At 40.2% G+C, this 6,712-nt stretch carries 6 protein-coding genes; all 6 read right to left on the bottom strand.

Going from position 1 to position 6,712, the window contains the following annotated elements; all coding sequences use genetic code 11:
* Positions 1 to 115 precede the first annotated feature (115 nt).
* Positions 116 to 625 (bottom strand): hypothetical protein, encoded by a 510-nt coding sequence (locus tag LLF92_11585; protein MCE5341747.1) that lies wholly within the window; start codon positions 623 to 625, stop codon positions 116 to 118.
* 106 nt (positions 626 to 731) lie between these two features.
* Complete coding sequence (locus LLF92_11580; protein MCE5341746.1) at positions 732 to 1,676, bottom strand: radical SAM protein; 945 nt, start codon at positions 1,674 to 1,676, stop codon at positions 732 to 734.
* Positions 1,670 to 3,247 carry a hypothetical protein gene (locus tag LLF92_11575; protein ID MCE5341745.1) on the bottom strand — a complete coding sequence of 526 codons (1,578 nt, stop codon included), beginning with the start codon at positions 3,245 to 3,247 and terminating at the stop codon, positions 1,670 to 1,672. Before LLF92_11575 ends, LLF92_11580 begins: the two co-directional genes overlap by 7 nt.
* A gap of 302 nt (positions 3,248 to 3,549) precedes the next feature.
* Positions 3,550 to 3,876 (bottom strand): hypothetical protein, encoded by a 327-nt coding sequence (locus LLF92_11570; protein MCE5341744.1) that lies wholly within the window; start codon positions 3,874 to 3,876, stop codon positions 3,550 to 3,552.
* A 259-nt stretch (positions 3,877 to 4,135) separates the two neighbouring features.
* Complete coding sequence (locus tag LLF92_11565) at positions 4,136 to 5,341, bottom strand: MFS transporter (protein ID MCE5341743.1); 1,206 nt, start codon at positions 5,339 to 5,341, stop codon at positions 4,136 to 4,138.
* A 98-nt stretch (positions 5,342 to 5,439) separates the two neighbouring features.
* Complete coding sequence (locus LLF92_11560; GenBank protein ID MCE5341742.1) at positions 5,440 to 6,681, bottom strand: SpoIID/LytB domain-containing protein; 1,242 nt, start codon at positions 6,679 to 6,681, stop codon at positions 5,440 to 5,442.
* Between the last annotated feature and the right edge of the window lie 31 nt (positions 6,682 to 6,712).

The following is a 6,712-nucleotide window of genomic DNA, read 5'->3' as shown; positions in this document are numbered from 1 at the left end:
GCACAGAACGAATACCAAAGGTATGATACAACAGACTTGTGGACATAGCTTTATACTCCAATAGGTGGTTTATTTTTTTCCACCTATAATAATGCTATGTCCTTTTTTTGCAACCCTACCAACTCATTTGCCGGAAGAGCCGTTTTTTGTTTGGTTCCGGGTCGTAACCATTTGCCAGCAGAATGTTTCTTACAGTAGTTCTGGAAATATCAAAACCGAGATTCTGTAAACAATCGCAAATTTTCTGGCTGCCCCATGAGTTGTTCTCCGATTTTAGTTTAAGTACCCAGTGAACAGTCTGTATATAAGTATTTGGTCTGCCCACTTTTTTATGAGTGTATGTGTTTCCATCGTACTTTTTCGCGATTAATTTTATATACCAACCGAGAATTGTATCCGGTGAGAAGAGAAGGGATGTTTCTTCAAGGAGCTTTCTGGTTAGCTCTTTTGCTTTTCGTGCTAATCGCATTCGTTGGTTATCATTCAGAAGGATACGTTTATCTTTTTCCTGAAGTTCCTTTAAAACTCTCACTTGCTCTTTAAGATATTCGATAGCCTTGTAGAGTTCTTTGTCAATACAATACGCCAGACAAGTGATAATTGTGAGCCATAGTTTTTGTTTCATAGTCGAAAAATCGTAACATTTCTGCAAATCTAACTCAAACAATTTCGTTGGAATGAACTATAAGTTATTTTATATAAAATAGTTAGGTGTATGAAATATTTGCTCATCACGAGATTTTAAAAAGATGAGGTTGATAATCTTTACGTTCGCGTGTGATATAACAACTTTCAGATGTAATGTCACAATTTTTGCAACCGCAAATATGTGTACTGATGCCAAAGCTGTTTGCTATTTTAATAATCTTTTCAAATGCTGATTTTCTGATCGCTACCGGCAAAAAAATCCCCGTTGAATTTTTAGTGCCGATTGGTAGAGAAACGGTTTTTGAAAAAGGTTCCAAGACTTTATTTAATAGTGATATATCGTGAATATTTTTTTTGAGACTGGCAGTGATTGCAGGCCTTAGAAAAAGAAAGCTACTGGCAGCTTCTTTACAACCTGTATTAGCAATCATTGAAAATAATTTTTGTAACTGTTCATTGGAATCGGTAACGCCATATAGCATAGGGTCGCAACGTACGGACATTTTAATTCCGATTTCTATTAATTTTTTGAGTTGATTAATTCGCTGAGATATATGTGCGGCATTAGGCTCAAATACACTTAAAATGTTTTCATCAGCAGAGATTAATCCTATCTGGCCAGCTATTTTTGAACTATGCTTTTTAAATAAATCAAAGATTTCTTCAGATATGTGTCCTTTGGTAACAAACTGCACACCAATATCGTTCTCCAATATGATTTTCATAACCTCAAAAGTAAGTTGTTGAATTTGAGGCAATGATTGAAATGGGTCACAGGAAGGGCAGAAGTAGATTGCTGCCGGTTTCTTGCGATTCCGTTTAATCTCATCAGCGATCCTTGCAGCCATATTTTCATAAACTTCAATAAAATTATCGCCGGGATAAATTGAATATCCTTTGCTATAACAATAAACGCAATTGTGTGCACAACCGGCAGAAATATTTATTGTAGGCAGATTTGCTAAACATCGCAAACCGGATGGTGTAAGAAAATTGGTTTTGCGTTCTTTTGTAATTACTTTTAACATAATTTAGCTCCCGGCAATAGATTTTCATACTTTTTATTACATACTGCGAGGACTTGAGAGGAATATTGTGAATCAGAATTGATTGTAGTTGCGGCAATGTCCAATCTATAATTTTGGATATGCTTGAATAAATAATTTGCTGTGAGATCAACATCTTCGATAACAGTTAGCTTGGAAATGCTTGATAATTTTCCAATAATGCTTTGGCCCGTATAATTCAATAAAGAATTTTCATTAAATTTTCGGACTGGATAAAAAAACAATTCATCATTGATATCCCTGCCGAGACAAAATGCTATTGCTTTGTAGTAGTCTGTTAAAGACAGTACTCTATATGCAGAACTATTTTCTGATAATCTGGTTCGACCATTAGTATGGATAAGGTTTTCAGGGCAATATTTTTCCGGAGTTAGGCAATGAACTGGATTATATTTTTTACTAACTATAATATCGGGTGAATACTGTTGGCCTGAAATATGCCACAACATTCCTTCGTCGTCTGAATGTTCGATGTCGAATATACTGATATTGTTTAGCAGACGACACACTAAAGCAACATCAAATTTAAAAGGTTCAGTCTGTTTGTTTATCCAATCAATGTAGTCCGTCTGTCGATAATCAAGGTATGCCATATTTTTTCTAATTTGGCCTTTAGAAAAATGACGAGCAGGATTATGAACTCTTAAGCCTATTAAGGAACCATTCAAATACCAATTTTCTTTGGCATTGGGATCTTTACTCAAGATATATTCCCAAATATATTTAAGCATTATGCCGCTGCCACTACCTATATCAACAATATTGACTTCTTTTTTGTCATTATCTTTCTCCAATGAAAATTTAAGAAATGGATGTATTGCAGTTTCTGCCAAAAGTTGAGCTCTTTGTTTGCTTCTTGGGTCTGACTTTTGTGAAAATCCTTGTGTCAAGGATTCGATCAATGCGAAAGATTCATTTCTATTGTTAAGGTTTACTGCAGGATATGTAAAAATTGAAAAATTTGGTTCGTTAGAAATTCGGTATTGACGATAATGGTAAAAGAGGTTATTGCTGGATAAGCACTTGAGCATGATCAATGGTAAATATTTTGGGTCTTCATTAAAAGTTGTTTTACCTAAACGGGAAAGAAGATAAGCGGGATTTCTATGACTCGTTGTACCTGCGGCCATCCCAGCCTCTTTGTTGTGCCAACGTATTACAAAATTCTCTAAAGACAGCAATTTACTTAATAATTCTTTAGATTTGAATTCCTTTCGGTGATTGAGCCATTTAACCAATAAAGTGAAAAATCTGAAGCAATACTCTCTAATGTATTCTGACTTAAAACTATATTGAAAATATTCATTTCGAGCCTTTTCGAAATTTACGAAAGAATCTGCCTCTGGTATATTGCCTCGGATATCCCAGTACTCATCCCAAGTTTGTGCTTTTATTTCCGTTCGACCATAGCTGTCAATTTCTATAGCGGTAATAATGTTAGCTGAAACAAATGCTTTTGTTAAATCTGATTTGATTAGACTTTGCATTATGCCAGGTAATGGGTCAACAGGCGATAAATCAAAATCCTTCATTAGAACCTTCACACGCATTTATGACAAACAACAAGTACTTTATCACATTATATTAATTTTGCCAAAAATAAAAAGTTCAGTTAATACAAAGCATTTATAATGGATTAATCCAAGTCTTTGATTTGCAACTGCCATGTATTTTTGGAGTGCGGTTGACTTTTAGCTACGGCCAGGATACATAAGTCTTTATTGTGCAATCATTAATCATTTATTGCTAAATACTTATAAAACGTGAATTGGGAACTCATAACCGGAGGCGCTGGCTGTTTATAATTCAGGCTCGTTAGCTATATTAGTCTAAGCTACCCAACCAACGCTAAAATTGCCTTTTGAATATACTCAGATAGCTTAGGCCATGCTTCAATTACCTTCTTTAAATTAGTCTGATTTTTAGCGGCCAAGCAATCGGTCAAGTCGATTGATTCATTTTTCATAACTTCTTTACTTGTAATTGCTTGGCTATTTTCTTTGACGGGTTCGACTCCCCTTGAGGGTATTGGAGATTTCATCAATAATGTGTTATGCGTGTTATGGCTGTTTTTGTTCTGTGACCGTCCACTGGAATCTGTTGTTTTTTGTACATTTTGTCCAAGCAGATGGCCAAGACAAACTTCATCAAAATTCGGCAAATCGACAACTAATTACATCGGCAATACCAACCCAATTATACACTTTCGCCACGCAAGAACTTATGTAAACTTGGTCATAGAAAGGATTTTTGGCTAAACCCGTCTACGAATTAAAATATCAAAAATCAATTTTTTGGAATTACTGTTTTTAAAGATTTCTCGACCTGCCAAATAATTGGCAGGCTAAAGCCTGAGAATCGAGGATTAAAATGCCGAAAGCGGCTAAACAACCCATCAAATAAATCGATGGGCTAACAGATTATTTTTTATTCATATTCCAGCATAAACTAATGATTCCGGCTAATAAAATATAACATGCCGGGACGATATAAAACGCATTTGCAAGGCCGTTGGCGCTGTGGTTGCCGATGAAGCCCATCAGCCAGGTGAAAAATCCGCAGCCGGGGACGCCGGCACACGACAATAAAATAAATAACATCGTCGTGTCAGATTTCGGCATACAATCGGCACAGTAGCTTTGCACGCTCGGCCAAAACGGTGCGGACGCGATACCGCTAAAAAACAGTAAAACAAAAAACAGCCAAAGATTTGTCAGTATCGGAAACGCAAGTGTAATAACCGTTCCGGCGATTGCGGAGTAAACTATCAACTGTTTCAAATGACTTTGATGCAGCAGGTATCCCCAGCCTGTTCGGCCGAGAATCATACCAGCGGCGAAAAACGCAGTGCCTGCTCCAGCTGCCCATGCCGAGGCGGAAAAGTTTAACTGGATGTAACTTGCCGTCCAGAACGTAAGGCAAAATTCGCCGCCGCCTGCGAGGAACATCGCAGTGAAAAAAAACCAAAAACGCGGCGTTTTGATAATTTCAACGGCCTGATTGCGCACGACTGTCCAGTGAATCGGCTCGGTGTGTTCGGGATATTTTTTGCCGATGTGCAAGAGCATCAGTAACGCGGGAATTATTGCAGATAGTGAAACCGCGCCGATGATTAATCGCCATGAAACGCCGAGCGAAAGCAGTGCACCGGAAATGAGAACCGTCGCCAGAACGCCGACAGACCAGAACGAATGTGTGAAGTTGATATACCGGCCGGGCTGGTCGGTGTGCAAATCCTGAATGAAGGGCGTTGCGAGTCCTTCAATAACGCCTTCGCCGATGCCGGCAATCATCAGACCTAAAAATAAAATGCCGTAAAGCGGGGCGATTGCGCAAAGGCCGATGCCTGTGCCCATCAGTATAATCGACCATCCCATTGTTTTGCGTTTGCCCCATCTGCCTGCGGCGAAACCGCAAACGAGCATCGCAAGCACCATTGGAATCGACCGGCCAAGCTGAAGAGCGCCGCCTGCGGAGAATCCGCCGCTCTTGAGTGAGAAGCCGAGTTCGTCTGCCAGAGCGACCAACGCTATTGGTACGACGACAGAGCCTGAAGCATACGTGATAAAAGATGTAAACGCCGCGTAATCAAAACGGCCAAAGGACATCTTTCTGTTTTGTGTCATTACTAAATTCCCCACATAATAAAATTACGCAATGTCAGTGAACGCACTGCGAATTTAATATTGAAGATTGAATATTTGCGGAACCGTCTTCGGCGAAATTAATACAGTAATTTGATTCTGTTGCCGGGGTAATAGAAGTCGAGGATTTCCTTGTATGTTTTACCCTGTCTTGCCATTTCGCGTGCGCCATATTGACAGAGGCCGACCCCGTGGCCGAAACCTTTGCCTGCGATGAAGAGATATTCATCCTTCATTGTGATTATCGTGCAGCATGTGCTTTGAATTGCCGAGCCTGTCGGGTCGATTGCTAATCTCATATCTTCGCCGCGAAGGTAGCCGATTTTTCCTGTTGAGCCGGTTAGTCTGACGCTGGTGATTCTTGACAATCCGCCGGTATATGTGCTGCTCTTGGCAGGTTCGATTTTATCGATGCTGCCAAGTTCCTTTAACGTTGGGTAGCGAGCGAAAATATTTTTGGTTACTGTCTGTTTGTCTAATGTTACGTCCGGCCAGTAAAATAAACTCGGCTTGGTGTTGAATCTGCACCATGGACAATCAGCGCCCTGAAGCGGGAAAAACTCGTCGCCAAAAACGTTGACGCTGTTTTCTGTGTGGCCGCCGCAGACGGAACTGTAATAAGTGGGGAATATATCCCAGTCGCCAGTGTCCTGCTGGCAGCTTAATACCATTCCTGAAGTGCTCGTTACCGCGTCGTTTGTCCGCATTGTTTCGGCACGCATACCTTTATAAACCTGATTGGCCTGTGTTGCTTTTACGTCCCACGGCCGATTTTTTCCGAACTTCGACTTGATATACAAAACATAAGTTCTTGCGGCGATTGCCTGCGTTTTTAACGCTTCGGATTCCCAGTAGCTGGGCATTTCAGAAGCGACAACGCCTGCGATGTAGTCTTCGAGCGAAACGCCGTTGATGACCTGCATTGTTTTGTTATCCTGATTGACGATAAGTTCAAGAGTGCCGTGGTAGGGCACGTTATTATTAATCGCGAAAGGCGTTTCCGAAGCAGGCTGGAATATGAGATGCCTGCTGTCGTATTTTTTGAAGCCGACCTTTATGCAGTTGCTGTCGACGGTGATAGTGACAAAACTCGATGCGTGTATTTCACTTATGACAGAAATGGTTTGCGGGTCTACAACCCTGTAATCGCCACGAGCGTTGAAGCTGATTTTCTGTGCGCTGTCATCGAGCAGTACCTTTACAGCGTACATTTCCGGAGTCTGTGCACTCAAATTCGATATCGGGACACTGGGCGAATAGCAGCAAATCGCGAGAATAAAAACCCCAATAGCTACAAAGCTGATTACGTAATGCTTAAACATCCTGTTTTTTAATTTTTTCGTCACGGGTAGT

It is taken from the genome of Planctomycetaceae bacterium, assembly GCA_021371795.1.
GTDB lineage: Bacteria > Planctomycetota > Phycisphaerae > Sedimentisphaerales > UBA12454 > UBA12454.
This window is presented reverse-complemented; position numbering and strand designations above follow the sequence as displayed.

Coding starts and splice junctions, on each gene's coding strand:
- LLF92_11585 (MCE5341747.1), bottom strand. CDS start 625: ATGAAACAAAAACTATGGCTCACAATTATCACTTGTCTGGCGTATTGT.
- LLF92_11580 (MCE5341746.1), bottom strand. CDS start 1,676: ATGTTAAAAGTAATTACAAAAGAACGCAAAACCAATTTTCTTACACCA.
- LLF92_11575 (MCE5341745.1), bottom strand. CDS start 3,247: ATGAAGGATTTTGATTTATCGCCTGTTGACCCATTACCTGGCATAATG.
- LLF92_11565 (MCE5341743.1), bottom strand. CDS start 5,341: ATGACACAAAACAGAAAGATGTCCTTTGGCCGTTTTGATTACGCGGCG.
- LLF92_11560 (MCE5341742.1), bottom strand. CDS start 6,681: ATGTTTAAGCATTACGTAATCAGCTTTGTAGCTATTGGGGTTTTTATT.